Genomic DNA, 357 nt, shown 5'->3' on the forward strand with positions numbered 1-357 from the left:
TGCTGACCCTCAACGGCAATGTGCTGACCAACGACACCCAAGGCGCCGACCGCGTGACCGTCGGCGAAAACGCCGGCCCGATCACCCCCGGCACTTTCATCGGGACTTACGGCACGTTGGTGCTGAACGCCAACGGCACGTACACCTACACCCTGAACACCAGCGATGCCGACTTCAAAGCGTTGCACGGCAATGGCAGCGGCACCGAAACCTTCACCTACACCCTCACCGATGCCGATGGCGACACCAGCACCGCCAACCTGGTGCTGCAAATCCAAAACAACGATGACCCGGTCACGATCGGCGGCCTCAACGTCGAAGGCGGCGAACTCGTCGTCTACGAGAAGAACCTCAGCG

General features: G+C 61.6%; 1 protein-coding gene. It reads left to right on the forward strand.

All coding sequences use genetic code 11. The features are described 5' to 3' along the window. On the forward strand, positions 1 to 357 hold a 357-nt coding region (locus QMX98_RS34910; protein WP_282412103.1), incomplete at both ends, for a VCBS domain-containing protein.

The sequence above is a fragment of the Pseudomonas sp. PS02303 genome (assembly GCF_029959925.1).
GTDB lineage: Bacteria > Pseudomonadota > Gammaproteobacteria > Pseudomonadales > Pseudomonadaceae > Aquipseudomonas > Aquipseudomonas mandelii.